Source organism: Saccharothrix syringae, assembly GCF_009498035.1.
Taxonomy (GTDB): domain Bacteria; phylum Actinomycetota; class Actinomycetes; order Mycobacteriales; family Pseudonocardiaceae; genus Actinosynnema; species Actinosynnema syringae.
This window is the reverse complement of record NZ_CP034550.1, coordinates 9,701,173-9,727,635: the sequence shown is the minus strand read 5'-3', so window position 1 is coordinate 9,727,635 and position 26,463 is coordinate 9,701,173. Positions and strand designations below refer to the sequence as shown.

Annotated in this window: 25 protein-coding genes and 1 pseudogene; 14 read left to right on the top strand and 12 right to left on the bottom strand. The window is 72.8% G+C overall.

Translation table 11 applies throughout. The features are described 5' to 3' along the window. Positions 1 to 3 precede the first annotated feature (3 nt). Positions 4 to 447, bottom strand: a complete 444-nt coding sequence (gene mce, locus EKG83_RS40930; protein WP_033435375.1) for a methylmalonyl-CoA epimerase — start codon at positions 445 to 447, stop codon at positions 4 to 6. A 125-nt stretch (positions 448 to 572) separates the two neighbouring features. Here mce and EKG83_RS40925 point away from each other — a divergent pair, with 125 nt between their 5' ends. From EKG83_RS40925 to EKG83_RS40905, 5 genes are all read left to right on the top strand, one after another. Then, entirely contained in the window at positions 573 to 1,760 is a 1,188-nt protein-coding gene (locus tag EKG83_RS40925; RefSeq protein WP_033435376.1) for an acetyl-CoA C-acetyltransferase, read from the top strand. Between the two features lie 5 nt (positions 1,761 to 1,765). Then, a complete protein-coding gene (meaB, locus tag EKG83_RS40920; protein WP_033435377.1) occupies positions 1,766 to 2,731 on the top strand; it encodes a methylmalonyl Co-A mutase-associated GTPase MeaB in 966 nt (321 codons plus the stop codon). 362 nt (positions 2,732 to 3,093) lie between these two features. After that, positions 3,094 to 3,492 (top strand): pyridoxamine 5'-phosphate oxidase family protein, encoded by a 399-nt coding sequence (locus EKG83_RS40915; protein ID WP_033435378.1) that lies wholly within the window; start codon positions 3,094 to 3,096, stop codon positions 3,490 to 3,492. 47 nt (positions 3,493 to 3,539) lie between these two features. Continuing rightward, on the top strand, positions 3,540 to 5,141 hold the full coding sequence (locus tag EKG83_RS40910; RefSeq protein WP_033435379.1) for a GAF domain-containing protein: 1,602 nt from the start codon (positions 3,540 to 3,542) through the stop codon (positions 5,139 to 5,141). A gap of 23 nt (positions 5,142 to 5,164) precedes the next feature. After that, positions 5,165 to 5,818 carry a response regulator gene (locus EKG83_RS40905; RefSeq protein WP_033435380.1) on the top strand — a complete coding sequence of 218 codons (654 nt, stop codon included), beginning with the start codon at positions 5,165 to 5,167 and terminating at the stop codon, positions 5,816 to 5,818. Between the two features lie 28 nt (positions 5,819 to 5,846). On the opposite strand, the gene EKG83_RS40900 is transcribed toward EKG83_RS40905, so the two are convergent. Next, entirely contained in the window at positions 5,847 to 7,391 is a 1,545-nt protein-coding gene (locus EKG83_RS40900; RefSeq protein ID WP_051766951.1) for an alpha/beta hydrolase, read from the bottom strand. Between the two features lie 128 nt (positions 7,392 to 7,519). On the opposite strand from EKG83_RS40900, the gene EKG83_RS40895 reads away from it, so the two are divergent. Next, positions 7,520 to 8,518, top strand: coding sequence for a hypothetical protein (locus tag EKG83_RS40895; protein ID WP_033435381.1), 999 nt, complete (start codon positions 7,520 to 7,522; stop codon positions 8,516 to 8,518). Positions 8,519 to 8,617: 99 nt separating this feature from the next. Here the strand turns inward: EKG83_RS40895 and EKG83_RS40890 are convergent, their stop codons facing one another. Continuing rightward, entirely contained in the window at positions 8,618 to 8,884 is a 267-nt protein-coding gene (locus EKG83_RS40890; protein WP_033435382.1) for a hypothetical protein, read from the bottom strand. A gap of 157 nt (positions 8,885 to 9,041) precedes the next feature. Between EKG83_RS40890 and EKG83_RS49905 the strand changes: the two are divergent. Together EKG83_RS49905 and EKG83_RS40885 are read left to right on the top strand one after the other, a co-directional pair. Then, positions 9,042 to 9,383 (top strand): annotated as a pseudogene (locus tag EKG83_RS49905) (helix-turn-helix domain-containing protein); the annotation flags it as partial. 120 nt (positions 9,384 to 9,503) lie between these two features. After that, positions 9,504 to 10,427 (top strand): XRE family transcriptional regulator, encoded by a 924-nt coding sequence (locus EKG83_RS40885; RefSeq protein ID WP_228122395.1) that lies wholly within the window; start codon positions 9,504 to 9,506, stop codon positions 10,425 to 10,427. Here the strand turns inward: EKG83_RS40885 and EKG83_RS40880 are convergent. The 7 genes from EKG83_RS40880 to EKG83_RS40850 all read right to left on the bottom strand — a co-directional run bounded on the left by EKG83_RS40880 (position 10,404) and on the right by EKG83_RS40850 (position 16,403). Further along, a complete protein-coding gene (locus EKG83_RS40880; RefSeq protein WP_033435383.1) occupies positions 10,404 to 10,961 on the bottom strand; it encodes an NUDIX hydrolase in 558 nt (185 codons plus the stop codon). The two genes, EKG83_RS40885 and EKG83_RS40880, sit on opposite strands and share 24 nt — an antisense overlap. 33 nt (positions 10,962 to 10,994) lie before the next feature. Then, positions 10,995 to 11,450 carry a hypothetical protein gene (locus EKG83_RS40875; RefSeq protein WP_153278747.1) on the bottom strand — a complete coding sequence of 152 codons (456 nt, stop codon included), beginning with the start codon at positions 11,448 to 11,450 and terminating at the stop codon, positions 10,995 to 10,997. Positions 11,451 to 11,683: 233 nt separating this feature from the next. Then, a complete protein-coding gene (locus EKG83_RS40870) occupies positions 11,684 to 12,646 on the bottom strand; it encodes an ABC transporter substrate-binding protein (RefSeq protein WP_033435385.1) in 963 nt (320 codons plus the stop codon). Positions 12,647 to 12,662: 16 nt separating this feature from the next. Further along, positions 12,663 to 13,652, bottom strand: a complete 990-nt coding sequence (locus EKG83_RS40865) for an ABC transporter permease (protein ID WP_033435386.1) — start codon at positions 13,650 to 13,652, stop codon at positions 12,663 to 12,665. Then, entirely contained in the window at positions 13,649 to 14,410 is a 762-nt protein-coding gene (locus tag EKG83_RS40860; RefSeq protein WP_033435402.1) for an ATP-binding cassette domain-containing protein, read from the bottom strand. The genes EKG83_RS40865 and EKG83_RS40860 overlap by 4 nt, the downstream gene beginning before the upstream one ends. Before the next feature lie 2 nt (positions 14,411 to 14,412). After that, positions 14,413 to 15,423, bottom strand: a complete 1,011-nt coding sequence (locus EKG83_RS40855) for a class I mannose-6-phosphate isomerase (RefSeq protein WP_033435387.1) — start codon at positions 15,421 to 15,423, stop codon at positions 14,413 to 14,415. Then, positions 15,420 to 16,403 (bottom strand): LacI family DNA-binding transcriptional regulator, encoded by a 984-nt coding sequence (locus EKG83_RS40850; protein WP_033435388.1) that lies wholly within the window; start codon positions 16,401 to 16,403, stop codon positions 15,420 to 15,422. The genes EKG83_RS40855 and EKG83_RS40850 overlap by 4 nt, the downstream gene beginning before the upstream one ends. A 262-nt stretch (positions 16,404 to 16,665) precedes the next feature. Between EKG83_RS40850 and EKG83_RS40845 the strand changes: the two genes are divergently transcribed. The 5 genes from EKG83_RS40845 to EKG83_RS40825 all read left to right on the top strand — a co-directional run bounded on the left by EKG83_RS40845 (position 16,666) and on the right by EKG83_RS40825 (position 24,494). Beyond that, positions 16,666 to 19,845, top strand: a complete 3,180-nt coding sequence (locus EKG83_RS40845) for a GH92 family glycosyl hydrolase (RefSeq protein WP_248782471.1) — start codon at positions 16,666 to 16,668, stop codon at positions 19,843 to 19,845. 5 nt (positions 19,846 to 19,850) lie between these two features. Beyond that, entirely contained in the window at positions 19,851 to 22,028 is a 2,178-nt protein-coding gene (locus EKG83_RS40840) for a GH92 family glycosyl hydrolase (protein WP_228122394.1), read from the top strand. 135 nt (positions 22,029 to 22,163) lie between these two features. After that, positions 22,164 to 23,078 carry an ABC transporter ATP-binding protein gene (locus EKG83_RS40835; protein WP_033435389.1) on the top strand — a complete coding sequence of 305 codons (915 nt, stop codon included), beginning with the start codon at positions 22,164 to 22,166 and terminating at the stop codon, positions 23,076 to 23,078. Then, positions 23,075 to 24,118 (top strand): ABC transporter permease, encoded by a 1,044-nt coding sequence (locus tag EKG83_RS40830; protein ID WP_033435390.1) that lies wholly within the window; start codon positions 23,075 to 23,077, stop codon positions 24,116 to 24,118. The genes EKG83_RS40835 and EKG83_RS40830 overlap by 4 nt, the downstream gene beginning before the upstream one ends. Positions 24,119 to 24,179: 61 nt before the next feature. After that, the gene (locus EKG83_RS40825) at positions 24,180 to 24,494 is read left to right on the top strand and encodes a DUF3817 domain-containing protein (protein WP_033435391.1); all 315 of its coding nucleotides are present in this window, start codon (positions 24,180 to 24,182) and stop codon (positions 24,492 to 24,494) included. Here EKG83_RS40825 and EKG83_RS40820 read toward each other — a convergent pair. Beyond that, positions 24,476 to 25,507: an aminoglycoside phosphotransferase family protein gene (locus tag EKG83_RS40820; protein WP_051766953.1), complete on the bottom strand. Its 1,032-nt coding sequence runs from the start codon at positions 25,505 to 25,507 to the stop codon at positions 24,476 to 24,478. The genes EKG83_RS40825 and EKG83_RS40820 overlap by 19 nt on opposite strands. A gap of 79 nt (positions 25,508 to 25,586) precedes the next feature. Next, entirely contained in the window at positions 25,587 to 26,090 is a 504-nt protein-coding gene (locus EKG83_RS40815; protein WP_033435392.1) for a MarR family winged helix-turn-helix transcriptional regulator, read from the bottom strand. 44 nt (positions 26,091 to 26,134) lie between these two features. Here EKG83_RS40815 and EKG83_RS40810 point away from each other — a divergent pair, with 44 nt between their 5' ends. Next, a complete protein-coding gene (locus EKG83_RS40810) occupies positions 26,135 to 26,437 on the top strand; it encodes an MTH1187 family thiamine-binding protein (protein ID WP_033435393.1) in 303 nt (100 codons plus the stop codon). Positions 26,438 to 26,463: the final 26 nt, after the last annotated feature.

Below are 26,463 nucleotides of genomic sequence, written 5' to 3'. Positions count from 1 at the left end.
ATCTCAGTGCTCGGCGGCCGGTTCGACCAGTTCGACCAGCACGCCGCCCGCGTCCTTGGGGTGCACGAAGTTGACCCGGCTGTTCGCGGTGCCCCGCTTGGGCACGTCGTACAGCAGCCGCAGGCCCCTGGCGCGCAGCTCGGCGGAGGCCGCGTCCACATCGGACACCCGGTAGGCCAGCTGCTGGAGCCCCGGCCCGGACCGCCCGATGAACTTCGCGATGGTCGACTCGGGGGTCAGCGGCGCGAGGAGCTGCACCGCGGCGCCCGTGCCGTCGTCGCCCGGTGCGCGCAGCATGGCCTCCCGCACGCCCTGCTCCTCGTTGACCTCCTCGTGCGCCACCTCCAGGCCGAAGTGCTCCCGGTGGAAGGCGATCGCGGCGTCGAGGTCCGGCACCGCGATGCCCACGTGGTCGATGGCGGTTGCGAAACCGCGGCGTTCTTCCATGGCTGGGAACGGTAACCACCGAATCGGTGCAGGTGCCGCTGTGCGACGTCTCACAAGCCTACCGATCGGTAACCCTCTGTATCGTGGCGTGTTAACAACCGCTTACACCCGCTGTGGAGGCTGCTGTGTCCGGTTCCGTCATCGTCGCCGGGGCCCGTACCCCGATGGGGCGACTGCTCGGATCGCTCAAGGACTTCTCCGGCGCCCAGCTCGGCGGCGTCGCCATCAAGGCCGCGCTGGAGCGGGCCGGGGTGGCGCCCGAGCAGGTCCAGTACGTCATCATGGGCCAGGTGCTCACCGCGGGTGCGGGGCAGATCCCGGCGCGCCAGGCCGCGGCGCACGCGGGCATCCCGATGTCCGTGCCCGCCCTGACGATCAACAAGGTGTGCCTGTCCGGCATCGACGCCATCGCGCTGGCCGACCAGCTCATCCGCGCGGGCGAGTTCGACATCGTCGTCGCGGGCGGCCAGGAGTCGATGACCCAGGCGCCGCACCTGCTGCCCAAGTCGCGCGCCGGGTTCAAGTACGGCGACGTGACCGTGGTCGACCACATGGCGCACGACGGCCTGTTCTGCGCCTTCGACCAGGTCGCCATGGGCGCCTCCACGGAGAAGCACAACTCCCGCTACGGCCTGACCCGCGAGGAGCAGGACGCGTTCGCCGCGCGGTCCCACCAGCTCGCCGCCAAGGCGGTGGAGCGGGGCCTGTTCGACGAGGAGATCGCGCCGGTCGAGGTCCCGCAGCGCCGGGGCGAGCCCGTGCTGGTCCTGTCCGACGAGGGCGTGCGCGGCGACACCACGGTCGAGACGCTGGCCAAGCTGCGCCCGGCGTTCGCCCCCGACGGCACCATCACCGCCGGCTCGGCCTCGCAGATCTCCGACGGCGCGGCCGCCGTGGTCGTGATGAGCAGGGCCAAGGCCGAGGAGCTGGGCCTGACCTGGCTGGCCGAGATCGGCGCGCACGGCGTCGTGGCCGGTCCCGACGCCAGCCTGCACGAGCAGCCCGCCAACGCGATCAAGGCCGCCTGCGCCAAGGAGGGCATCGACCCGGCCGAGCTGGACCTGGTCGAGATCAACGAGGCGTTCGCCGCGGTCGGCGTCGTCTCCACCCGGCTGCTCGGCATCCCCGAGGACCGGGTCAACGTCAACGGCGGCGCGATCGCGCTGGGCCACCCGATCGGCATGTCGGGCGCCCGGATCGCGCTGCACCTGGCCCTGGAGCTCAAGCGCCGCGGCGGCGGCGTCGGCGCGGCCGCGCTGTGCGGCGGCGGCGGCCAGGGCGACGCCCTGATCGTGCGCGTGCCCAGGGGCTGACGGGTGTGACCGGCACCGTCGACGTGGCGGGGCTGGTCGACCGCGCGCGGGCCGGCCAGGCGCGCGCGGTCGGCCGGCTGATCTCCCTGGTGGAGGACGCCAGCCCGCGGCTGCGGGAGGTGGCCGCGGCGCTCGCCCCGTTCTGCGGCAACGCGCGGGTGGTCGGCCTGACCGGCGCGCCCGGCGTGGGCAAGTCGACGACCACCTCCGCCCTGGTGGCGGCCTACCGGGCGCGCGGCGCGCGGGTCGGCGTGCTGGCGGTCGACCCGTCGTCGCCGTTCTCGGGCGGCGCGCTGCTCGGCGACCGGGTGCGGATGGGCGCGCACGCCACCGACCCGGGCGTGTTCATCCGCTCCATGGCCACCCGCGGGCACCTGGGCGGCCTGTCCTGGGCCACGCCGCAGGCGCTGCGCGTGCTCGACGCGGCGGGCTGCGACGTGGTGCTGGTCGAGACGGTCGGGGTCGGGCAGTCGGAGGTGGAGGTGGTGTCGCTGGCCGACACCACCGCGGTCCTGCTCGCGCCCGGGATGGGTGACGGGGTCCAGGCGGCCAAGGCCGGGGTGCTGGAGATCGCCGACGTGTTCGTGGTCAACAAGGCCGACCGCGAGGGCGCCGACCAGACCGCGCGGGACCTCAAGCACATGATCTCGCTGGGGCGGCGGGACCGGGAGGGCGGGCTGTGGCGGCCGCCCGTGGTGAAGGCGGTCGCCTCGCGCGGTGAGGGCGTGGCCGAGGTGGTGGACGCGATCGACGCCCACCACGCCTGGATGGTCGAGCACGGCGAGCTGGACCGGCGGCGGGCCGCGCGGGCCGCGCGCGAGGTCGAGGCGATCGCGCTGGAGCGGGTGCGGTCCCGGTTCGGCGGGCTGCGCGGCGGCGACGCGCTGGAGACGCTGGCCAAGCGGGTCGTGGCCGGTGAGCTGGACCCCTACGCGGCGGCCGACCGGCTGGTGGAGGGGGCCGGGGCGTGAGGCCCGGCCGGCCGAGGGGACTGGGGGCGTGGCCCCGGCGGTGAGCCGGTCGGCGGCACGACCGCGCCGGTCGTCGGCCTGGCGTGAGCCCCGTGCCGGGGCGGGAACTGCCCGAACAGCGTTTCCGGCGTCTCGTCAGGCACCCGTTCCGCGAATGCGCCGCGCGGCCGGTCCGGTGCCTTGACGCCGGTGGCTCCGCGCTGGTCAGGCCGGGTCGCGCGGGGAGGTCGGCACGCCGTACCGGGCCGTGGCCAAGATCCCCCATCCGGGTCGGTGGTGGAAGCCGGGACTTCCGACCCTAGGCAAGGACGATCACGGAGCAGAACGTGATAACCCCGCAAACAGGGGAGCAGAGGGACGCCATGTACGACTCCGCCGGCCTCCAGGTCCTCTCCCGCGAGGAGTGCCTACGACTGCTCGGGGCGTCCGCCGTCGGGCGCCTCGTCTACACCAACCAGGCGTTGCCCGTCGTGCACCCCGTGGTCTACGTGCTCGACGGGGAGTCCGTGGTCCTGCGGGTGCCCGACGGCAGCGCGGCGCTGGTCGCCCGGGACACGATCGCGGCCTTCCAGATCGACGACGTGGCCGGTGACCTGTCCCGCGGCTGGTCGGTGACCGGCATCGGGCACGTCACCGAGGCCGAGGACGAGGTGCTGCTCGGCCGGTTCCGCGAGCTGCCGCTGCCCACGCGCAACCACGGCGACCACGACCACTACCTGGTCGTGGCCCTGGAGGTGCTGTCGGGTCGTCGCATTCCGTAGCCGGACGCGTTAACCTCGGTGACCCCCCAGCCGAAGGTGGTTTCGCAGTGCCCGGACCCCCGGACGACAAAGCGGGGCGGCTGGACGGCCTGCTGCGCGAGCTGACCGACCGCACCGCCGAGGTGATCTTCTCGCAGGAGCGGCTGCACCGGCTGCTCGCCGCGGTGGTGTCGCTGGCCAGCGACCTGTCGCTGCCGGACGTGCTGCGCCGCATCGTCGAGTCGTCGTGCGACCTGATCGGCGCGCGCTACGGCGCGCTGGCCGTGGTCGGCCCGAACCGGCAGCTGCTGGAGTTCACCCACGGTGAGGGCCACCAGCACGACGGGCCCCGGCCGGGGGCGCAGGTCCCGGGCGAGACCGCGTTCGACCCGTCGGGGCCCGGGTTCCTCGGCGTGCCGGTGCACGTGCGCGGCGAGGTGTTCGGCAACCTCTACCTCAGCGACAAGGAGGACGGCGCCGACTTCACCCGCGCCGACCACGAGGTCGTGCTCGCGGTGGCCGCCGCCGCGGGCATCGCCATCGAGAACGCCCGCCTCTACGAGCAGTCCCGGCAGCGCGAGGTGTGGCTGCGGGCCGCCAACGAGGTCACCAACGCGCTGCTCACCGGCAGCCCCGACCGGGACGCGCTGCGCCTGGTCGCGGTGCGGGCGCGGCTGGCCGCCGACGGCCAGGCCGCCGTGCTGGTGCTGCCGGACCTCCAGGGCGAGCTGGTGGCGCGGGTGCTCGACGGCGACCTGCGCGGGGTCGACGCGGTCAGCGAGTGCGCCGAGGTGTTCGACACCGGCCGCGCCAGGGTGTTCGACACCGGCCGCGCCGGGGTGCTCGACGCCCTGCCCGGGCACACCGGCCGGGGCGGGCCCGCGGTGGCCGTGCCGCTGGCCGCGGGCGAGCGGGTGCTGGGCGTGCTGCTGGTGGCGCGGGCGGGCGACCGGCACGGGTTCGACGCCTCGGACGTGGCGCTGGTCGAGTCGTTCGCCCGGCAGGCCGCGCTGATCCTGGAGTTCACCCGCGCCACCGGTGCCGCGCGGCGGCTGGCCGTGCTGGAGGACCGCGACCGGATCGCCCGCGACCTGCACGACCTGGTCGTGCAGCGGCTGTTCGGCCTCGGCCTGGGGCTGCAGGGCCTCAACGGGCTGGTGGAGCAGCCGCTGGTGGCGCGGCGGCTCGCCGACTTCGTCACCGAGGTCGACCAGACCATCCGGGAGATCCGGCGCACCATCTTCTCGCTGCACGAACCGCCCGCGGGCGCCGCCGACCTGCGCGCCCAGCTGCTCAAGGTGGTGCAGGACTCGACCCGGCTGCTCGGGTTCGAGCCCGGCCTGGCGCTGGACGGGCCGGTCGACTCGGTGGTGCCCGACCACCTGCGGCCGGACCTGCTGGCCACGCTGCGCGAGGCGCTGGCCAACGCCGCCCGGCACGCGGGCGCGAGCCGCGTCGAGGTGGAGGTGGCGGTGGACCGCGCGGCCACGTCGTTGCGGCTGGTCGTGCGGGACGACGGCTCCGGCCTGCCGACGGGTCGCACCCGGCACAGCGGCGGTCTGGTCAACATGGCCGCGCGGGCCAGGCGGTGGGACGGCGGGTGCGAAGTTCACTCGGAAGAGGGGCGTGGTGTAACGGTGACGTGGTCAGTGCCGTTGGTATCCGGGTAGGGCTGTCGGGGCGGGGAGGCGGAATGTCCATCTCGGTGCTGCTCGTGGACGACCACGAGATAGTCCGGCGCGGCCTGCAGCAGCTGCTCGCCGTGGAACCCGACATCGAGGTCGTCGGCGAGGCGGAGAGCGCGGCCGCGGCCGTGACCGCCGCCGTGACCCACCGCCCCGACGTGGCGGTGATCGACGTGCGGCTGCCCGACGGCGACGGGGTCACCGTGTGCCGCGAGATCCGGTCGACGGTCCAGCCGCCGCCCGCGTGCCTGATGCTCACCTCGTACTCCGACGACGAGGCGCTGTTCGGCGCGATCATGGCGGGCGCCGCCGGGTACATGCTCAAGCAGGTCTCGGGCAACGACCTGGTCTCCGCGATCCGCACGCTGGCGGCGGGCGGGTCGCTGCTGCACTCGGGCGTGACCGCGACGGTGCTCCAGCGGCTGCGCGGCGGACCGGTCGAGGACCCGCGCTACGCGGCGCTGAGCCCGCAGGAGCGGCGGATCCTCGACCTGATCGCCGAGGGCCTGACCAACCGGCAGATCGCGAACCGGCTGTACCTGGCCGAGAAGACGGTCAAGAACTACGTGTCGTCACTGCTGCACAAGCTGGGCTTCGACCGGCGCACCGAGGCCGGTGTGTACGCGGCGCGCAGGCGGCAGAACGGCGGCTCGGCGTTCTGACCCCTCCCCCACGGCGGTTCACGACGGCTCACAGCGGCCAGACGAACGACGTCGGCCGCTGCGCGGCGGCGGTCGGCGCGGTCGGGTCGGGCAGCGGCACACCCGGGCAGGTCGACTGCGCCGGCGGCACCGCGCCGTCGACGATGAACGCCTCCACCACGTCGTCCACGCAGGCGTTGCCGAACGCGTAGATGCCGTGGTCGCCCTCGTCGGTCACGGTCAGCAGCCGCGCGCCCTCGAACCGGCGCTGCGCCCGCTGCGCGCCCTCCAGCGGCGTGGCCGGGTCGCGCACCGACTGCACCATCAGCACCGGCGGCACGCCCCGGCCGGTCGGCCGCTTCAGCTCCAGCGCCGGCCGGTCCCAGAACGCGCACGGCGCCAGCAGCTGGTAGTAGCCCATCAGCGGGTACTGCCGGCCCAGGCGTTCCGCCTCCAGCGCCAGCGTGGTGCGGTTGTGGCGGAACTTCGTGTCGTTGCAGGTGATGGCGTACCGGGTGCCGAGGATCGAGTCGACGAGCGGGTACCGCGCCAGGCCGACGTCGGCGACGGTGCGCGCGCCCGCGGCGGTGGCCTGCGCCACCGCCGCCAGGAACTGCGCGCCGTCGGGGAACGCCGTCTTGGAGTACTGCACCTGCACCAGGGTGAGGTCCAGCGCCACCGCGTCGATCGGGGTGCCGTCCGGCAGGAGCAGCGGGTCGGTGGCCAGCTTCGCCCGCGTCGTCTCGTACACCTGCCGCACCTGCTCGGCGGTCGTGCCCAGGTGGTACAGCTCGTCGTACCGGGCGACCCACGGCAGGAAGTCGACCCGGAACCGGCGCTCGAAGCCGTAGCCGAAGTTGTCGAAGACGTCCTGGAACGTGCTGGTGAAGTCGGTGTTCGAGTCGAGCACGAACTTGTCCACGCGGTCCGGGAAGTAGGTCGCGTAGTAGGCGCCCATCCAGGTGCCGCCGGAGTAGCCGATCCAGCTCACCTTCTCGCGGCCCAGCAGGTGCCGCAGCAGGTCCAGGTCGCGGACGGTCTGCTCGGTGTTGACCACCTTGCCGAACTCGCCCGAGCGGGCCTGGCAGGCGGTGGCCTGGAGCTCGGCGGAGTCGTAGATCAGCCTGGTGTTGGCCCGGCTCCGGTCGCGCGGGTCGGTCAGCGACAGGAAGTTGAAGCCGCCGCACGTGAGGTTGTCGCTCGCGCCCGTGCCGCGCACGTCGATGCCGATGACCTCCATGTTGTCCACGAGCTTGGCGCGGTGCGCGAACGCCAGCGGCAGCGCGCGGCCCGGACCGCCGGGGCCGCCGGGGTTGGTCAGCACGACGCCCTTGGCCTGGCCGCTCGCCGGCCTGAGCCGGCTGATCGCGATGGTGATGGCCCGGCCGTCGGCCGGGGTGCGCCAGTCCATCGGCGCGGTGTAGGTGGCGCACTCCAGGCCGTCGAGGTCGGTGCACGGCGCCCAGCTCAGCACCTGGTCGAAGTGCGGGTTCGGCTGCCGGTCCGACTGCCGGCCCGGTGCGGCCTGGGCCAGGGCGGGCAGCCCGGCGGCGAGCAGGACCGCGGCCAGTGCGGTGGACAGTCTTCTTCGCATGGATCCCCCTCCGGTCGAGGTCCCCACCCCATCGCGTGCGTACTGTGGGGGACAAGCGCAAAAAGGCCCTGTTCGGCTCTACGAAAGACTTAAGCCGGTCGGGCTCGGAGAGAAGTAAGGTCGCTGGAGTGGGGATTTTCCGGAGGAAGCGCCCGGCCGCGGTGGCCCGCGAGGTCGTGCGCGACCACACCTACGACGACGCGATCCTGGACATCGCCGCGGAGGAGATGGACGCGGGTCACCTGAGGGCCGCCACGACCGTGCTGGCGGAGTGCCGCGAGGAGCCCGAGGTGCGCGCGCTGCGCGTCGAGGTGCTGGGCGAGCACGCCATCGGCCACGCCGACGAGCTGCTGGAGCTGGCCAAGGGCAACGGCGACCCCGACCTGTGGCTGCTGGCCGGCACGGCGTTCGTGCGGGAGGCGTGGGCGATCCGGGGGTCGGGGCGGGCGGACAGCGTCGGCAAGGACCGGTTCAAGGTCTTCTTCGGCACCCTGCGCAAGGCCGTCGGCCCCCTCCACGAGGCGGCCAAGCTCCTCCCGCGCGACGCCGTGCCGTGGGCGCAGCTCCAGACCGCGGGCCTGGGGTTGCAGGTCGACCGGGAGCAGAAGGACGAGGTGTGGCGCGAGATCGCGTCCCGCTGCCCGACGCTGTACCCGGCGCACTGGACGCGGTTGCAGATCCTGGCCGCCAAGTGGGGCGGCTCGGCCGAGGAGATGATGGCGTTCGCGCAGGGCAGCGTGGACGCCGCGCCGCCGGGCAACCCGGTGGTGGCGATGCTGCCGCTGGCGCACTTCGAGATCTTCCTGGAGCAGTTCGAGGACGCCGTGCAGGCGCGCAGCGCGTTGAAGATCGCCGGTCTCAAGATGCGCTACTTCAGCCGCCACCGCGACGAGATCGCCGCGGCGGCCGACAAGTGGGACGCCGAATCCGGCAAACCGCACCCGCGGGCGCTGCAGGCGCACAACCTCTTCGCGGCGGCCTTCGCGCTGGCGGACGACGCGCCCCGGGCCAAGCGGCACCTGCTGGGCATGCGCGACCACGTGCACGAGGTGCCTTGGGCCTATGTCGCCTACCTGGCCGACGACCTGGAGAAGGAGTACTCGGAGTTGGCCAACAAGTACCTGTGAGGGCCGGTGGCCGCGAACCGGCCACCACGAGGGTGGCACGGGTGATCGGTGTACATGTCGTAGGTGAGCAGGCTCTTCACGTCCTCCGGGGTCATGGCGTCAGCCGGTGATCTCGGCGTGCCTGCCGTAGGCGTTGGGGTCCTGGGACATCGCCAGTTCCTGGCACCGGGTGGCGAACTCCGTGGCGGCCCTGGCGAGTTCCCAGGCGAAACCGGCGGCCAGCTTCAGGCCCTCCGGGTGGTTGGCCACCTGTACGGCGATCTGCGAACCGCCGACGTCGGCGATCAGGTTCGGTTGTCCGGGCGTCTGCTCGACCAGTGCGGCCGATGCCTGTTCTTCCGGTTGTGCGAGCACGTAGAAGGCCATTCCGACTTCCTCCGTCGTTCTTCTGATCACGACGATGCGGGACGGCTCGGGCTCGATGCACCACGTTGGTGCATGAGATATCGACGCTGCCAATATCCGCAGGTCGGCGGGTGTCCACGTGGCTACACTCGGGTCCAGGCGCAGGTCAGGGGTGGTGATGGGCGCGAAACGGCAGTGCCGGGGGTGCGGGGCGAGGCTAGCGGCCGACAATCGTGCCTGGCTGTGCGCGGCTTGTGGGCGGCGTGATGCTCAGGCGAGCTGTGCGCCTGTCAAGCCGGTGGACTTCTGGGCTACCGATGAGTTTCGTGAGGCTTTCGCCTCGCGCCATTTCGGGCGGATCATGCGGGCCTACCGGTTCGCTCACACCCCGGCTTTGACGCAGGCTCGGCTGGGGCGTTGGCTCGGCCTGTCGCAGGGGCATGTGTCCCACGTCGAGGCCGGTCGCACGCCTCCGAGCGACCTGGTGAAGCTCGAACGGTGGGCGCGGGCGCTGCGGGTACCTGAGGCGCTGCTGTGGTTCCGGTTCCAGGAGGCTTCGGTGGAGTCTCTACAGGAGCGCCGGGGACGGTCGTTCGGGTGGTTCACGGCGGGGGCTCCCGTGCCGGCTGTGGAGCGGGTCGTGGGGACGCCTGACGTGGAGACGCTGCGGGCGATGACGCGGACGTTCCGGCAGCTCGACAACCGGTTCGGTGGTGGGCACGCGCGGGCGACGGTGAGTCAGTACCTCGTTGGCGAGGCTGTGCCGTTGCTGCGGGCTGGGCGGTTCCGGGACGGGGTGCGGCGGGAGCTGTTCGGAGCTGTGGCGGAGATGAACCAGCTCGCCGGGTGGATGGCCTACGACGTGGGGGACGTCGACGCGGGGCGCAAGCACCTGCGGCAGGCGTTGCGGTTGTGCAAGGACGTGGGGGATGACGCGCTGGCTGCGGAGATGCTGGCGGGGATGAGTCATCACGCGGCGTTCTTCCGGTCGCCGTTGGTGGCGGTCGACCTGGCGCGTGGGGCTCGGGACAGTGCTTCGCGGACCGGGCTGGGGGTGTTGCAGGCCGAAGCCGCGGTGATGGAGGCGCACGGGCTGGCGTTGCAGCGCGACTCTCGGAAGGCCGTGGCGGTGTTGCGGGAGGCTGAGGCGTTGTTCTCGGCGGCTGAGGGCTCGTCGGTGCCGGAGTGGTTGGGCTACTTCGACGCGGCGTACCTGGCGGCGAAGTTCGCGCACTGCTTCCGGGATCTCGGGCGTTCGGATGAGGCGGAGGGGTTCGCTCGGCGGTCGTTGGAGATGAGCGAGGGGTACGAGCGGGGGCGGTTGTTCAACACGGCGTTGCTCGCCTCGATCCTGGCCGACCAGCGGCGGGTGGAGGAGGCGTGCGAGGTCGGACTGGCCGCGCTGCGGATGGCGGTCAACCTGAACTCGGTGCGGACGGTGACGTACCTGGCGGACGTGGCCGCTCGGCTGGCGCCCTTCGCGGGTGAGCCGGTGGCGGGGGAGCTGTTCGCGGAGATGCGGGCTATGGGGATCGTCGGGTCAGCGGAAGGCCAGGACGTGTAGCAGACCGATCTGCGCGGCGGCTCCGATGATCTCGCCGCCTGCGAGCATGTCCTTGATCTTGGCGAGGGGGATCCAGGCGACGCGCTCGGCTTCGTTGATGTCGGCCTGCTGGCCGGTGTTCTCGGCTCCGTGGCCCACGTAGATCAGGTTTTCGAAGTCGGCGGTGCCGGTGAGCGGCTGGAATGTGGTCAGCAGCTCGACGCTGCGTGGCTTCCAGCCGGTCTCCTCAATGGCTTCGCGCATCGCGCAGTCGGCAGGGTCCTCGTCCGGATCGAGGTAGCCGCCGGGCAGCTCCCACGTCCAGCGATCCATGATCCAGCGGTGGCGGTAGATCATCAGGACATGGTCGCGGGCGTCGTCCAAGACCAGCGTCATGACGGCCTTGGGCATCCGCAGCACCCACTGCTCGAAGTGCACGCCGTCGGGCAGCTCGACGTGGGCGATGCTGACGTTGAGCTTGCGGGTGTCGTCCACCAGGCGCTCGCCGTGGATGGTCCAGCGAGTCAACTCGGTAGGGGTCTCCTCGGCAGCCACAGGGCAGAACGCTACCGGAGCGCGGTGGACTGCTCAGAAGCGCCAGACCAGCCAGTCCCCGATGAAACTCGCAAGTCCTTGAGTGAGTGCCCAATCCGTTCCGTGCAAGAATGCAAGGACTATGATGGCGAGAGTGATGAAGAGGCGTAGGGCAACGAAGACGTCCAGGTGAAACGTGCGCTCGGTGGCATAAAAAACGGGAATGACGAGCAGGCTGCTAACGGCAAGTTTTGCCCACTCCCAGACCGTCAGGTCCAGGTTGAGTATCGCGTGGGCGTAAGCCGAGGCGATTATGTACAGGACACCGACCAGTACGACTATCGCACCCGGTCGGAAGTAGACGATCGGTCCGTCCCCCGTGTCGGGGGCGTAATAATGCACTCCGTCATATATGTTGCGAGCTTGGATCGAGTTGTGCGACCAGCCTGACGCGTCGTTGTAAGTCGGTCCGGAGTAGCGGTCGTCCTCGTCGTCATCGTAGTAGCTCATGTCCGACTGCTCCCGTAACGGCCCGACGGCTGCTCTCCAACGGGCCAGGGTATCCACATGAAAGAACTGGAAGTCCGCAATAATCGGGCTCCATCTCCGGCTGTGTCACACGCCTCAGGGGCAGAAGGCTCGCGGCCGTCGGCCGGTAGACGGCGATCACTGCTCCCGCCTCGCGGCGAGCGCGGCAGCCGGGGCGGGGGCGCTCCCCGCCCCGACCGGTCAGCCCCGCGGCCTCAGCACTGCTGCTTGTAGAAGTACCGCGAGTTGGCGTCCATGTCCTCCCTGGTCAACGCCACCAGGTCGGTCTCGACGTCCCGCCGCACCTCACGCCCCTCCAGGGCGGCCACCGCCTGCTCCACCCCGGTCCGACCGATGGTCGCCGGGTCCTGCGCGATCAGCGCCTGCACCGCCCCGGCCCGCAGGTCGGCCACCTGCTTGGGCGAGGCGTCGAACCCCACCAGGTTCACCGCGCCGGTCCGGCCCGCGTTGCGCAGGCCCGTGGCGGCGCCCTCGCCGGTGTTCAGGTTGGTCGCGAACACCCCGACCAAATCGGGGTTCGCGGCCAGCGTGGCGGTCACCTTGGACGCCGCCTGGTCGGGCTCGTTGTCGGTGTACTGCTGGCCCACGTACCGCAGGTTCGGGTACTTCTTCACCTCGTCCTCGAACCCGGCCGCCCGCGCGTCGGTGGTGGAGGTCCCCGCCCTCGTGTTGAGCACCAGCACCGAACCCGTCCCGCCACCGACCAGGCGGGCCAGGGTCCGGGCGGCCAGCCGCCCGCCCTGCTCGTTGTTCGACGACACCGTGGACACGGCGATCGAGGTGTCCTCCAGCCTCGTGTCCACCTCGACGACCTTGATGCCCGCGTCGGCGAGCTGCTTGACCGGCCCCGCCATCGCCTTGTCGTCGGTCGGCGCGATGAGCACCGCGCCCGGCTTGTTCGCGAGCACGCCCGTGACGATGGGCGCCTGCAGCGTCGAGTCGAACTTCGCGGGCGCCTGCACGTCGACCGAGTACCCGGCTTCCGAGGCCGCCTCGCGGAACCCGCACTCCAGGGAGATGTAGAACGGCTCGGCGGCCACGCCGGGGATGAGCACCATCCGCTTGGCGTCACCCGCGCCGCCGGTGTCGCCGATCTGCCCGCCACCGCACGCCGCCACCGAGAAAAGAGCCACCGATAGAAGAGCAACAGCCTTCATCAACCCGCCCTCTCTGCTAACGCCTGTTCCTCGCCCTCCTCCGCGACTGGTCGAACCACACGGCCGCCACCAGGACCAGCGCCACCGCGATCGGCTGCCAGTACACGTTCACGCCGACGATCACGAAACCCTTGCGCAGCACGGCCGGGACGAACACGCCCAGCACCGTGCCCACCACCGACCCGACCCCGCCGAACAGGCTGGTGCCGCCGATCACCACCGCCGCCACGGCGTTGAGGTTGTCCGTGTCGTGCCCGGTGATCGACGCCACCCGGAAGTAGGCCAGCGCCATGAACCCGGCCAGCCCGGCCAGCACGCCCGCCAGCAGGTAGACCCGCACCAGGTGCCGGGTCACCGGGATGCCCGCCCGCCGCGCGGCCTCCTCGTTCGAGCCGATCGCGTGGGTGTGCCGCCCGAACGCCGTGGTGCCCAGCACCAGCGCGCCCACCGCGGTCACCGCCGCGGCCAGCAGCACCAGGTTGGGCACGCCGAACCACGTCCCGGTGCCCAGGCCGTTGCCCAGCGCGGTCGGCACGCCGCTGACGTTCGACCCGTTCGACAGCAGCTGCCCGGCCCCGAGCGCCGCGCCGAACGACCCGAGCGTCACGATCAGCGGCGGGATGCCGGTGCGCGCCACCAGCACCCCGTTGAGCAGGCCCCACGCCGCACCGGAGGCCAGGGCCACCAGCAGGCCGACGAGCACCGTGCCCCACCCGGCGTCGGTGGCGTTGCCGCCGTTGAGGGCGTTCATGGCCATCGCCGAGGTGACGCCGGAGAACACCAGCACCGACCCCACCGACAGGTCGATGCCCGAGGTGATGATCACGTACGTCATGCCGACCGAGAGCACCAGCAGCACCGACGTCTCGACCAGCGTGGTCTGGAGCGTGAACACCGTCAGCACGGCGTCGGGCCGCAGGGCGCCGAACACCGCGACCAGCGCCACCAGCACCAGGGTGATCCACAGCGTGTTGGAGCCGGACAGCCGGCGCGCCAGGGTGCTCACGAGTCCTCCTGGGTGAGCGCGCCGGTCATCGCGCCGACCAGCTCCTCCACCGACGTGGACGCCGCGTCGAACCGCGCCACCCGGCGCCCCAGCCGCAGCACCTCCACCCGGTCCGCCACGGCCAGCACCTCGGGCATGTTGTGGCTGATCAGCACCACCGCCATGCCCCGGTCGCGGACCCGCCGCACCACGTCGAGCACGCGTTCCCGCTGCACCACGCCCAGCGCGGCGGTCGGCTCGTCCATGAACACCAGCCGGCTGGCCCACACCACCGACCGCGCCACCGCCACGCTCTGCCGCTGGCCGCCCGACAGCGACCCGACCGGCGCGTCCGCGCTGGGCAGCGTCACGCCCAGCTCCTCGAACGACGCCGCGGCCCGCCGCCGCATCTCCCGCCGGTCCAGCACGCCGAGCCGGCCGAGCAGCCCGGGGCGGCGCAGCTCCCGCCCCAGGTACAGGTTCGCCGCCGGGTCCAGGTCCGGCGCCACGGCCAGGTCCTGGTACACGGTCTCGATGCCCAGCGCCCGCGCCGCCGGCGGCGAGTCCAGCACCACCGGCGAGCCGTCGAACAGGACCTCGCCCGAGTCCGGCCGCACCACGCCGGACAGGCACTTCACCAGGGTCGACTTGCCGGCCCCGTTGTCGCCGACGAGCGCGACGACCTCGCCCGCGTGCGCGGTGAACGAGGCACCGCGCAACGCTTCGACACTCCCGTAGTGCTTCACCAACTCCCGTGCGTCTAACAGGGGTAACGCCATGGTCAGCTCCCGAGGTCGGACACCCTTGGCGGCCTGCACCGGACGGCGACCACGTCGCCGATCACCTCGACCTCGCCCGCCGCGTGCGGCACGACGACCGTGCTGCCCCGGTGCACCGCGACGGGCCCGACCGCGCCCGCGCCCTCCAGCACGACCAGCACGGCGAACGAGGGCTCCAGCGCCGCCCGGCCCGACACGTGCAGCCGGTCGGCGCGGAAGAACGGGGCCGCCCGCGGCACCAGCAGGTCCACCGACGCGCCGGTGAGCGCGCGGGTGCGCCGCACCAGGGCCTCGACGTCCTGGGCGCGGCGCTCCACGCACCCCAGTGCCTTGTCGTAGCCCAGGCCGAGGTGCCCGGCGTCGGGGCCGTCGAGGAAACCGCGCCACTCCAGCGTGATCGAGAAGTCGGTCGGCTGCTGGAGCTCGACGATGAACACGCCCTCGCCGATGGCGTGCGGCACGCCCGCGGGCACGAACACCGCGTCGCCGGGGGAGACCCGCACCGGGTTCAGCGCGGCCAGCATCGCCGCCGCGTCCTGGCCGGCCACCCACCCCTCCACCACGTCGGGCGGCACGTCCTCGCGGAAGCCCAGGTACACCGTCGGGTCCGGGCCGGAGGTGCCGATGACCACCCACGCCTCGGTCTTGCCGTGCCGGCAGCCGAAGTGCTCGGCGGCGAAGGCGTTGGACGGGTGGCAGTGCACGGGCAGCCGCTGCCCGGCGTCGAGCAGCTTGACCAGCAGCGCGGTGTCCGCGCCGAACTCGGCCACGTGCCCGGACCCGAGCCAGGACACCGGGTCGGCGGCCACCGCGTCGCGCAGCAGGCGCCCGTCGGGCAGCCGCGACAGCCCGGCCTCGGCCTTGCCGAACTGCGTGGTGGTCGACGCCACCCAGTCCTCGGGCCCGCGCCCGGCGACGTCCTCGTCCCGCAGCGCCGCGATCGCCGCACCGCCCCGGTAGAACTGGCGCGGCTGGTTGGCCGGCAGCGCGACGGGCTGGTTGTCGGAGCTCATGCGGTTACCTCTCCTGATCCACGTGCCACCAACCTGACCGGCAGCACGACGCGCCGGGGTGGCGAGCAGTCGCCGTCGAGCCGGGCGAACAGCAGGTCCGCCGCCGCCTTGCCGAGCGCGCTCGCGTCGTGCGCGATCACGGTCACCGGCGGCGACAGCAGGTCGGCCAGCTCGAAGTCGTCGAAGCCCACGAGCGCGGGCCGCTCGGGCGCGCCGGCCAGGGCGCGCAGCGCGTGCACGGTGATCCGGTTGTTGCCGGTCACCACCGCGGTCGCCGGGTCGGCCATGGTGCGCAGCCCCCACAGCGCCTTGCGCACCGACTCCTCGTCGTGCGGGCCCATGACCACCAGCGACTCGTGGTAGCCGATGCCCGCCCGCGCGCAGCCCTCGCGGTAGCCGCGCAGGCGCTCGTTGGCGGTGAAGATGTCCGGCGCGTCACCGAGGAACGCGATCCGCCGGTGCCCGAACGAGGCCAGGTGCGCCACCGCCTCGACCGTGCCGCCGACGTTGTCCACCAGCACGGTGTCCACCACCACGTCGCCCGCGGGCCGGTCCAGGAACACCACCGGCGTCCCGGCCCGCATCTCCGGCACCAGGTACCCGTGCTGGAGCCCGGCGGGCACCACCAGCAGCCCGTCGACCCGGCGCGAGCAGAACTCCAGCGCCAGCTCGCGCTCGCGCGCCGGGTCCTCGTCCGACGACCCGGTGATGACCTGGCGCCCGCGCAGCCGGGCGATCTCCTCCACCGCGCGCGTCACGCCCGAGTAGAACGGGTTGCCCACGTCCTCCAGCACCAGCCCGACGGTGCCGGTCGACGAGCCGCGGCGCAGGTTGCGGGCGCTGAGGTTGCGCCGGAAGCCGAGCTGGTCGATCGCGGCCAGCACCCGCTCGGCCGTGGCCGGGTGCACGCCGGCCTCGTCGTTCACCACGCGCGAGACGGTCTTGATGCTCACGCCCGCCAGCCGCGCCACGTCGTTCATCGTGGCGCGCCGCACCTTGCGGCCGCCTGCCGCGCCGGACGGGGACAACGTTGTCATAGTGGCCGAATCACACACCCCGCGTTTCCGTATGTCAACGCCCCGCGATGTCTCGAACCGGACAATCCCGGGTGATCGGGGTTGACGCCACCCCGGCACGCTCCGCAATTATGCGATTACGCGTGGTTCGTGGACGGCGGTGGCCACGAGGAGGCGGCTCGTGCGGACAGCTCCGGCACTACTGGCGATGGCGGTGGCTCTCACGATGGCCCATCCGACGACGGTCGAAGCGCAACCCCGGCCCGAGGACCCGGCGGGCTGGGTGAACCCGTTCGTCGGCACCGAGCCGGGCGGGCCCGACCACGGCACCGGCGGCGGCGCGGGCAACAACTTCCCGGGCGCGGACGTGCCGTTCGGCATGGTGCAGTGGAGCCCGGACACGGTGACCCACCAGCACGGCGGCTACTCCTACGAGGACGACCGCATCCGGGGCTTCAGCCTCACCCACCTGTCCGGGCCGGGCTGCTCCACCTACCAGGACATCCCGATCACGCCGTTCGTCGGCGAGGTGACCACCTCGCCCGCGGCCGACCCCGCCCGGTACGTCGCGACGTTCTCGCACGAGCACGAGGAGGCGAGCCCCGGCTACTACCGCGTCGACCTCGACAGCGGGGCGCGGGTCGAGCTGACCGTCACCCAGCGCACCGGGGTGGGCCGGTTCGCCTACCCGGGCGGCGCGACGTCCACGTTGCTGGTCAACACCTCCGGCTCCATCTCGGGCACCGACGACGCCGAGATCGACATCGGCGCGGACAGCATCAGCGGCTGGGCGACCAGCGGCCGGTTCTGCGGCGCCGACCACCGCTACCGCGTCTACTTCCACGCCACCTTCGACCGCCCGTTCGCCTCGGTCGGCACGTGGAAGAACGGCGCGGTCACGCCGGGCCGCGCGGAGGAGCGCGGCGGTTCCGGGGTGCGCGAGGAGCTGGGTGACGCGCCGAAGACCCTCGACGCCCAGGGCGACCGGCCGCCGGCGGCGCAGGACACCGTGGTCTCGGGTCCCGGCTCGGGCGGCTGGGTGACCTTCGACGACCCGGACGTGACCATGCGCGTCGGCCTGTCGTTCGTCTCGGTCGACGGCGCGAAGCGGAACCTGGCGGCCGAGAACGAGGGCCGCTCGTTCGACGAGGTGCGCGCCGCCGCCCGCGCGGCCTGGAACGACCGGCTGGGCCAGGTGCGGGTCACCGGAGGCACGGACGCCCGGCGCACCACCTTCTACACCGCGCTGTACCACTCCCTGTTGCAGCCCAACGTCTTCTCCGACGTCGACGGCCGCTACCCCGGGTTCGACGGCCGGGTGCGCACCGCCGAGCGCGGCCACGCCGTCTACACCAACTTCTCCGGCTGGGACGTCTACCGCAGCGAGATGCAGCTGCTGTCGCTGCTGGCGCCCGCGGAGGCGTCGGACATGATCCGGTCCCTGGTGGCCTTCGCCGAGCAGGGCGGCGCCTGGGACCGGTGGACCGTGGCCAACGGCTACACCGGCGTGATGGTCGGCGACCCGTACCACGTGATGGTCTCCAGCGCGTACGCCTTCGGCGCCAGGGACTTCGACGCGTCCAGGGCGCTGCTGCTGATGCTGCGCGGCGCGACCCAGAAGACCCTGGGGTACGAGGAGCGGCCGGGGCTGGCGGAGTACCTGGACCTGGGTTACGTGCCGGTGGGCGCGGCGAACGTGTGGGGGCCGCCCGCGACCACGCTGGAGTACACCACCGCCGACTTCGCCATCGCCGAGCTGGCCCGCAGGCTGGGCGACGGCGCCACCTGGCAGGCGTTCATGACGCGCGCCCAGTACTGGCAGAACGTGTTCAACCCGGCCACCGGCCACGCCCAGCCGCGCAACCGCGACGGTTCGTTCGCGGAACCGTTCTCGCCGGGCAGCCCGGACAACTGGGTCGAGGGCAACGCCGCCCAGTACACCTGGATGGTCCCCTACAACGTGCGCGGCCTGTTCACCGCGCTGGGCGGCGACGCGGTGGCGCGCGAGCGGCTGGACCACTTCTTCACCAAGCTCAACGCCGGGCCGACCGAGCCGTACGCGTTCCTGGGCAACGAGCCGATCATGCACTCGCTGTGGCTCTACAACTGGGCGGGCGCGCCCGCGAGGACCCAGGAGGTGGTCCGGCGCGCGGTGGACGAGCTGTTCGGCCCCGGCCCGGACGGCCTGATGGGCAACGACGACCTCGGCCAGATGTCCTCCTGGTACGTGTGGGCCGCGCTGGGCGTGTACCCGGCCATCCCGGGGCGGGCCGAGCTGGTGGTCAACAGCCCGCTGTTCGACGAGGTCGTGATCACCCGGCCGAACGCCGCGCCGATCACCATCCGGGCGAGCGGCGAGGGCGCGTACGTCTCGGACCTCAGGCTCAACGGCCGCGCGCAGGGCCGCACCTGGCTGCCGGAATCCCTGGTCACGGGCGGCGGCACGGTCGAGTTCTCCCGCTCGGTCACCGCGACCGCGTGGGGCACCGGCGCGGCCGACGCGCCGCCGTCGTTCCGGCAGGGCGAACTGCCGCGCCGGGCGTTCGTCGAACCGGGCAGGCTGGTCGTTCCGGCGGGCGGCACGGCCGAGGTGACCGTGGGCACGCAGGACCTCTCCGGCCGCGCCGGCGCGGTGACCTGGACCGCCCGGCCGCCCGCCGGGCTCACCCTCGCCCCGGCGTCGGGCCGGCTGGAACCGCCGCCGGGCGACCGGGCGCAGGTGGCGGTGGCGGTCTCGGTGGCGCCCGGCACGGCCGAGCAGACCCTGCGCGTGCCGGTGGAGTTCTCCGACGGGCAGCGCGCCGTGGTCACCGTGCTGGTGGCCGAGCCGGGCAGCCTGCGCGCGGCGTTCGACAACGTCGGCACCTCGCCGGACGAGGAGCAGGGCCTGGGCAACTTCGACGGCTTCGGCTGGAGCTACTCGCGCGACGCGCTGGCCGAGGTCGGGCTGGCACCCGGCGACCAGGTCACCTCCGACGGCCTGACCTACACCTGGCCCGCGTCCCCGGCCGGCGAGGCGGACAACGTCAACGCCTCCGGCGAGACCGTGGTGGTCGCCGCGCCGCAGGGCGCCACCAGGCTCGGCCTGCTCGGCAGCGCGGGGGGCGGCCGGTCCTCGGGCACGCTCACCATCACCTACACCGACGGCACCACGCAGACGGCCGACGTGGGCCTCTCGGACTGGGCGCTCGGCGGCGCGGCGAACCAGCAGCCCTCCTACGGCAACCGGATCGTGGCCACCACGCCGTACCGCAACAGCACCGGCGGCGAGTCGCAGCGGATGGACGTGCACGTGTTCGCCACCGCGCCCATCGCGTTGCGGGAGGGCAGGCAGGTGCGGTCGGTGACGCTGCCCGCCACGGTCACCGGCGGCACGTTCCACGTGTTCGCCGTCGCGGCGGCGTGAACCCCGTGGCGGCCTTCGACCCGGTCGGGGCGGTGGACACGTTCATCGGCACGGACGACGAGGGCAACACCTTCCCCGGCGCGTCCGCGCCGTTCGGCATGGCCCACTCCAGCCCGATCGGCTCGCACTACGCGGGCTACCGCTACGACGACCCGGTGATCCGCGGTTTCGGGCACTTCTTCCTGTCCGGCGCGGGCTGCTGGGAGCAGGGCGGCCTGGTGTCGGTCCTGCCGACCGGCGGGCTGCCCGGCTCGTTCGACCACCGGCGCTACGGCGCGGCCTACACCCACGACGGCGAGGTGGGCGAACCCGGCTACTACCGCGTGGTGCTGCGGTCGGGCATCGCGGTGGAGTGCACCGCGACCACCCGCACCGGCGTCGAGCGCTTCACCTTCCCCGCCGGCACCGCGCCGCACGTGCTGGTGAACGTGGGGCAGGCCAACGACAAGGAGCCGGTGTTCGCCAGCAGCGTCCGCGTGGTGGACGACCGGACGCTGGCCGGCACCGTCACCGCGCAGGCGTTCTGCGGCGGCCGGGCGTACACCACGTACTTCACCACCGCGTTCGACCGGCCGTTCCGCGCGACCGGCAACTGGGGCGGCGCCGAGGGCCGCGCGGGCCTGCGCGGGCAGTGGGTGCGGTTCGACGAGGGCGCCCCGGTGACCGCCGCGACGGCCGTGTCGCACGTGGACGCCGAGGGCGCGGCGGGCAACCTCGCCGAGGCGCGCGGCCGGTCGTTCGACGAGCTGCGCGCGGCCGTGCGGGAGACCTGGCGGCGCGAGCTGGGCTGCGTCGAGGTCTCCTCGGCCGACGCCGACGACCTCACCGTCTTCTACACCGCGCTGTACCACGTGCTGCTGCAACCGCTGACCGGCAGCGACGCCGACGGCCGCTACCGGGGCTTCGACGACCGGGTGCACCGGGCGGACGGCTGGACCTACCACGAGTACTTCTCGCTGTGGGACACCTACCGGGCGCACAACCAGCTGCTGGCGCTGCTGCGGCCCGGCCGGGCGCGGGACGTGGCGCGGTCCGTGCTGGCGATCCACGAGCAGGGCGGCTGGCTGCCCCGCTGGGCGTACGCCAACCAGGAGACCAACACCATGACGGGCGACCCGGTGACCCCGTTCCTGGTCGACCTGTGGCGGTTCGGCGCGCTGGAGGGCCTGGAGGAGCGGGCCTACGCGGCGCTGCGGCAGAACTCGGACTCGGTGCCGCCCCCGTCCTCGCCGTTCGAGGGCCGCGCGGGCAACCCGACCTACCTGGCCCGCGGTTTCGTGCCCCACGACCGGAACTTCCCGAAGAAGGGGCAGGACGTCGACCCGCACCACGGCGCGTCGGCGACCATGGAGTACGCGCTGGCCGACCACTCGCTGTCCATCATGGCCGCCGGGCTGGGGCACGAGGCGGACGCGGTCGCGCTGCGGCGGCGCGGCCTGAACCACCGGGTGCTGTGGGACGCCGCCATCGCCGACCGCGGCTTCGCCGGGTTCCCGCGCCCCAGGCTGGCCGACGGCTCCTGGCTGGGCCCGTTCAGCCCGCGCGGCCCGGAGGGCTTCCACGAGGGCACCGCGTGGCAGTACCAGTGGCTGGCGCAGCAGGACGTGCCCGGCCTGGTCGCGCTGCTGGGCGGCGCGGCGGCCGCGCTGGGGCGGCTGGACGAGTTCTTCGCCTACCCGGACCTGGTCGCCGACCCGGCCGGCACCGCGCGCGGCAAGTGGGTCGTCGGCCCGTACGACTACTACGACCAGCACCGCTACAACCCCAACAACGAGCCGGACCTGCACGTGCCGTGGATGTACGCGCTGATCGGGCAGCCGTGGAAGACCTCCGCGGTGGTGCGGGCCGCGCAGACCCTGTTCCGGGCGGCGCCGGACGGCGTCACCGGCAACGACGACCTGGGGCAGATGTCGGCCTGGTACGTGTTCTCGGCCCTGGGGCTGTACCCGGTGACGCCCGGCACGGGGCGGTTCGTGCTCAACGCGCCCCGGTTCGGCCGGGCGGTGGTGCACCTGGAGGACGGCCGGGACGTGGTGGTCGCGGCGGACGGCGCGGACCCGGCCAAGCTCCAGTACACCCGGTCCCTGCTGCGCGACGGGGTGCCGCACGGCGAGGTTTGGGTGGATCTGGCGGATTTGCGCGGTGCGCGGCTCGAACACCGGTTGACCGAGGAACCGGGGTAGTTGAAACGATGTGGAGAACGGGTCGTCACCGAACGGGAGCGGAGCGCGACGGCGGCGTGCGCCTAAAGTCTCGATCCCCGTTCACTTCAGTGGATCGGCCACTTTTCGCGGCGCCCCGCGCATTACGGTCCAGCCATGACTGGGGCACGCATACCGGCTGTCGTGGTGGCGGACATCCGCAAGCACTACGGCGAGCTGAAGGCGGTGGACGGCGTTTCGTTCACCGTGGCGGAGGGGGAGTTCTTCGGCATCCTCGGGCCGAACGGCGCGGGCAAGACCACCACGCTGGAGATCGTCGAGGGCCTGCGCAAGCCCGACTCGGGCCGGGTGACGCTGCTGGGTGAGGAGCCGTGGCCGCGCAACCCCGCGCTGCTGCCCAGGATCGGCGTGCAGCTCCAGGCGTCGAGCTTCTTCGAGAAGCTGACCGCCCGCGAGCAGTTGCGCACCTTCGGCTCCCTGTACGGCGTGCACCCGCGCAAGGCCGACGAGATGCTGGAGCTGGTCGGCCTGTCCGACAAGGCCGACGTGCAGGAGAACAAGCTCTCCGGCGGCCAGCGGCAGCGCCTGTCCATCGCCTGCTCGCTGGTGCACGACCCGGACGTGGTGTTCCTGGACGAGCCGACCGCCGCCCTGGACCCGCAGGCCCGCCGCAACCTGTGGGACGTGCTGCGGGCCATCCAGGCGCGCGGCAAGACCATCGTCTACACCACGCACTACCTCGACGAGGCCGAGATCCTGTGCGACCGGGTGGCGATCATGGACCACGGCCGCGTGCTGGCCATGGACACCCCGGCCACGCTCGTGCGCGGCCTGGACGCGCCCACCCACGTGGTGCTGCAGAAGGGCGCGCTGACCGAGGAGGACGCGCGGGCCATCGCCGGCGTGGAGCAGGCGCACGAGGACGACGTCTCGCTGACCATCTCCACCCGCAGGCCCGCGCCCGTGCTGTCCGCGCTGGCCGAGCGCGGCACGCTCGACGGGCTCCAGGTGCGCACCGCCACGCTGGAGGACGTCTTCCTGGAGCTGACCGGGCGGGAGTACCGCGCATGACCGCCTTCAAGAGCCTGTCCGTCGCGATGATCAAGGGCTTCCTGCGCGACCGGATGACGCTGTTCTTCATGTTCCTGTTCCCGCTGATGTTCCTGGTCGTGTTCGGCCTGCTGCTGGGCGACCCCGGCGACGACAAGACCAAGGTCGGCGCGGTCGGCGACGGCCCGGTGCTCACCGCGCTGGAGGAGACCGGCGCGGTGGAGCTGGAGCGCTACGACAGCGCGGACGCCGCCCGGCGGAAGGTCACCGACGGCGACCTGCCCGCCGCCGTGGTGGTGTCCGGCGACGACGTCGAGCTCGCGTTCGCGGCCAGCGACCAGGTCGCCGCGGGCACCGTCGTCGGCCTCGTGTCCGGCGTGGTCGACAAGATGAACGTGGCCGCGGCGAACGTGCAGCCCAGGTTCACCCTGGAGGCCAGCCCGGTCGAGGACGCCTCGCTCAAGCCCATCCAGTACCTGACGCCCGGCATCCTGTCGTGGGCGATCTCGTTCGCCGGCGTGTTCGGCGCGGCGCTGACCATGGTGTCGTGGCGCCGCAAGCAGGTGCTGCGCCGCATCCGGCTCGCCCCGGTCGGCGCGGCCGCCGTGCTCAGCTCGCGCGTCCTCGTCTCGGTCGGCACGGCGCTGGTGCAGGGCGTGGTGTTCATCGCCGTCGCGCTGCTGCCCGCGTTCGGGCTCAAGCTCACCGGCCAGTGGTACCTGGCCCTGCCGCTGCTGGTGCTCGGCACGATCGCGTTCTTCGCCATCGGCATGCTCGTCGGCGCGTTCGCCAAGACCGAGGAGGCGGCGTCCGGCGCGGCGAACATCGTCATCATGCCGATGGCGTTCCTGTCCGGCACGTTCTTCCCGGTGGAGAACGCGCCCGAGTGGCTGCAGAAGGTGTCCTACGCCTTCCCGCTGCGGCACATGAACGACGGCATGCTCGACGTGCTGGTGCGCGGCAAGGGCGTGGAGGCGCTGCTCGTGCCGGCCGCGGTGCTCGTCGGCTTCACCCTCGTGGTCGGCACCATCGCCGCCCGGGTGTTCCGCTGGGAGGACTGAAACGGGGCGAACCGGACACCCCGCCGGGCTGGTGAGCGCCGTCACCACCCACAATGGAGGCATGCTCTCCAGCCCCGTTGGCCGGTTCCGCCTCCTCGCCATGGCCGAGGCGGTGTCCTGGGCCGGCCTGTTGACCGGCATGTTCTTCAAGTACGTGGTGGTCGGCAACGAGATCGGCGTGAAGGTCTTCGGGCCGATCCACGGCGTGATCTTCGTCGGCTACGTGCTGGTGGCCCTGATGCTCGCGCAGCGGTGGGACCGGGTGACGCTGTTCTGGGCGCTGGTGGCGAGCATCCCGCCGTTCGGCACGGTCGTGTTCGAGCGGTGGGCCGCGCGCACCGGGCGGCTCGACGCGGTTCAGACCGCCAGGGACTGAGCGCGCGCCAGCTCGGCCTCGGGGTCGCCCTCGTGGTAGACCCGCTCGCTGGGCTCGATGTTGTCCAGGAACTCCCGGTAGACCAGCGCGCCCACCAGGTGCGCGGCCGGGCGGGCGTGCCGCAGGGCCTCCGCGGGGTCGCTGCCGGGCCGGTGCTCCAGCCACGCACCCGCCCAGACGCGCTCGATCCCCGCGCGCAGCTCCGGCCGCACGAACCCGACCAGGCGGGCGGCGTCGAGCGCCGGGTGGCCCCAGTGCGCGTCGCCCCAGTCGAGCACCACGCCGCCGGAGCGCCAGTTGCCGGGGTGGAAGTCGCCGTGCAGCAGGGTGGCGGGCAGGCCGAAGCCCGGCACGTCCACCCCGCGCACCCGCAGCCGGGGCGGCCCGGCCAGCGCGGCCTGGACGGCCACCCAGCGGGGCACGACGCGCTCCACCACCTCGTCGTCGGGGTGCCAGCAGTCGTGGCCGGGCGCCTCGGCCAGCAGCAGCCGGCCCGGTTCGGCGGCCAGCACCACCGGCGCGAGCGCCGGGTCCACCGACGCCACCAGCCGGATCACCTCGGCCTCGTCGGCCATGAACGGCGGTGTGGCCTTCGCCCACACCGGGCCCTCGGCGGTGGGCAGCCGGTAGAGGCACGACAGGTTCCAGGTCTTGACCTGGACCGGTTTGCCGGTGGGCCGCACGTGCCGGGCGGCCCAGTCGACCAGCGCCGCCGGCCCGCCCGGCCTGGCCCACGGCAGCCGCAGCGGGTGGTCGGGGAACTCGTGCTCCCCGGTCCGGGTGAGCCCGGCGGGCACGCGGTCGGCCTCCACCTGGTAGGTCACCAGGCCGTCGCGCGTGGTGGACGTGGTGGTGGCGACCAGGCGCAGCACGCTCGTGGTGACGCCCAGGGCGCGGTCCAGGTGCGCGGTCACCGGTTCGACGTCGTTCCACCAGGGGCTGTCGACGGTGAACCGCCCCGCCTCGCCGACGTACCGCCCGTCGACCGTCACCAACGCCCTGACCTCGCGCACCCCGGCAGGGTGGCGGTCGGGGGCGGTCGGTGTCGACCGGTTTACCCGCCCGGTCGGTCCCGGCCGGTCCCGGTCGGTCTCAGTCGGTGAAGTCGCCGACCGCGCGCCGGACCTTGGCCAGCAGCTCGGTCAGCTGCTCGGTCTGCCGGTCGGTCAGGCCGCGCAGCCCGAACTCCACCGACGTCACCGCCTCGGTGGCGGCCTCGCGCCGGGCGTGCCCGGCCTCGGTGATCTCCACCAGCGTGGTGCGGCGGTCGGTCGGGTGCGGCGTGCGGCGCACCAGCCCGTCGGCCTCCAGGCGGTCCACGATGTTGGTCACGCTCGTCGGGTGGAGCTGGAGGCGCTCGCCCATGACGCGCATCGGCAGGCTGCCCGCGCGGGAGAAGGTCAGCAGGACCAGCGCCTCGAACCGGGCGAAGGTCAACCCGTGCGGCTTGAGGGCGGTGTCCACGGCCGACTGGATGATCTGCTGTACTCGCATGACGCTGGTGACCGCGGCCATCGACGTCGACGGTCCGATCCGCTTCTCCCACAGCTCGGCGGCGCGCGCGATGGGGTCGAACGGGAGCGGCTGGGACGTCATGCGCCGAAGCTACCAGTGGGTACCCCAACCCGGAGGAGGAACCAGTGCTCGTCGCGTTCAGCGTCAGCCCGCTCGGCGGGGAGTCCGACGGCGTGGCCGCCGCGGTCGCGGAGGCCGTGCGGGTGGTCCGGGAGTCCGGGTTGCCCAACGAGACCAACGCGATGTTCACCCTGGTCGAGGGCGAGTGGGACGAGGTGATGGCGGTGGTGAAGCGGGCCACCGAGGCCGTGCAGGCCACCGCGCCGCGGGTCAGCCTGGTGCTCAAGGCCGACATCCGCCCCGGGCACACCGGGCAGCTGCGCGCCAAGGTGGAGCGTGTCGAGCAACACCTGGCCGGCGACAAGTAGTAGGACGTCCTACTAAATTGCGGGGG

Bases quoted from the DNA above. Each gene is read 5' to 3' on its own strand.
- EKG83_RS40875 (WP_153278747.1), bottom strand. From the start codon at position 11,450: ATGAGCTACTACGATGACGACGAGGACGACCGCTACTCCGGACCGACT.
- EKG83_RS40815 (WP_033435392.1), bottom strand. From the start codon at position 26,090: ATGACGTCCCAGCCGCTCCCGTTCGACCCCATCGCGCGCGCCGCCGAG.
- EKG83_RS40855 (WP_033435387.1), bottom strand. From the start codon at position 15,423: ATGAGCTCCGACAACCAGCCCGTCGCGCTGCCGGCCAACCAGCCGCGC.
- EKG83_RS40890 (WP_033435382.1), bottom strand. From the start codon at position 8,884: ATGGCCTTCTACGTGCTCGCACAACCGGAAGAACAGGCATCGGCCGCA.
- EKG83_RS40915 (WP_033435378.1), top strand. From the start codon at position 3,094: ATGTACGACTCCGCCGGCCTCCAGGTCCTCTCCCGCGAGGAGTGCCTA.
- EKG83_RS40870 (WP_033435385.1), bottom strand. From the start codon at position 12,646: ATGAAGGCTGTTGCTCTTCTATCGGTGGCTCTTTTCTCGGTGGCGGCG.
- EKG83_RS40835 (WP_033435389.1), top strand. From the start codon at position 22,164: ATGACTGGGGCACGCATACCGGCTGTCGTGGTGGCGGACATCCGCAAG.
- mce (WP_033435375.1), bottom strand. From the start codon at position 447: ATGGAAGAACGCCGCGGTTTCGCAACCGCCATCGACCACGTGGGCATC.
- EKG83_RS40850 (WP_033435388.1), bottom strand. From the start codon at position 16,403: ATGAACGACGTGGCGCGGCTGGCGGGCGTGAGCATCAAGACCGTCTCG.
- EKG83_RS40830 (WP_033435390.1), top strand. From the start codon at position 23,075: ATGACCGCCTTCAAGAGCCTGTCCGTCGCGATGATCAAGGGCTTCCTG.
- EKG83_RS40900 (WP_051766951.1), bottom strand. From the start codon at position 7,391: ATGCGAAGAAGACTGTCCACCGCACTGGCCGCGGTCCTGCTCGCCGCC.
- EKG83_RS40825 (WP_033435391.1), top strand. From the start codon at position 24,180: ATGCTCTCCAGCCCCGTTGGCCGGTTCCGCCTCCTCGCCATGGCCGAG.
- EKG83_RS40845 (WP_248782471.1), top strand. From the start codon at position 16,666: ATGGCCCATCCGACGACGGTCGAAGCGCAACCCCGGCCCGAGGACCCG.
- EKG83_RS40860 (WP_033435402.1), bottom strand. From the start codon at position 14,410: ATGGCGTTACCCCTGTTAGACGCACGGGAGTTGGTGAAGCACTACGGG.
- EKG83_RS40905 (WP_033435380.1), top strand. From the start codon at position 5,165: ATGTCCATCTCGGTGCTGCTCGTGGACGACCACGAGATAGTCCGGCGC.